Source organism: Klebsiella sp. CN_Kp106 (assembly GCF_040064575.1).
Taxonomy (GTDB): Bacteria; Pseudomonadota; Gammaproteobacteria; order Enterobacterales; family Enterobacteriaceae; genus Klebsiella; species Klebsiella michiganensis.
This window is the reverse complement of sequence record NZ_JBEAIG010000032.1, coordinates 1-899: the sequence shown is the minus strand read 5'-3', so window position 1 is coordinate 899 and position 899 is coordinate 1. Positions and strand designations below refer to the sequence as shown.

Here is an 899-nt window from a genome sequence, read left to right as displayed (position 1 = left end):
GACGCGGCCGCGCATCTGAGTGATGCCGGGTATACCGTGTCCATCATCAACCCCGCCCTCAGTAAAGCTTTCGCACAGAGTGAGGGGTTGCGCAGTAAAACTGACAAAGTGGACGCCCGTATGCTGGCTCACTTCTGCCGGGAAAAACGCCCGTCAGCCTGGGAGGCCCCTCATCCGACAGAGCGGGCACTGAAAGCCCTGGTGTTAAGGCATCAGGCGCTGACAGAGATGCAGACGCAGGAGAAAAACCGGCGAGAAACCGCGCCGGAGGTTCAGCTGGCCAGCATTGACATCCTGCTGGGATGTCTGAGCGCGGAGCTGGCACGTATCGAAAAACAGATAAAAGACCTGACGGATAACGACCCGGATATGAAACGACGGCGGAAGCTGCTGAACAGTATCCCGGGCATCGGGGAGAAAACAGCGGCTGTTCTGCTGGCGTATACGGGCCTGAGGCTGAAGTTCGGTACAGCGCGGCAGTTCGCGGCGTATGCAGGACTGACGCCGGTGCAGCATGAGTCGGGAAGCAGCGTGATGCGGGCGAGCCGGATGAGCAAAGCGGGGCCGGTTCAACTGCGCAAGGCGTTATACATGCCAGCGTTATCGGCGCTGTACCATACGGCGTGGGGAAAAGCGTTCAGGAAAAGGCTGGAAGAGAGCGGAAAGCGGGCAAAAGTCATCATAGGGGCGATGATGCGAAAGCTGGCGCAGGTGGCTTATGGAGTACTGAAGTCAGGAAAGGCGTTCGATGCGTCACAGCATGAGCTGTTGATAGCGTAACAACGTTCCCTGAGAAAAAACGACAGCACCAGAGAGTGCTGTCGTTGGTGTGCCTGTCATCCGGGAGCCGGAGAAAGTATCGGCAACTAAAAATGGTTGCAGGCGTTCACAGTATCTAC

General features: G+C 57.5%; 1 protein-coding gene. It reads left to right on the top strand.

Annotation, left to right across the window (positions count from 1 at the left end; translation table 11 throughout):
* Positions 1-780, top strand: a 780-nt coding sequence (locus ABLU96_RS11495; protein ID WP_348862522.1) for an IS110 family transposase, incomplete at its 5' end; no start/stop codon positions are given.
* Positions 781-899 lie beyond the last annotated feature (119 nt).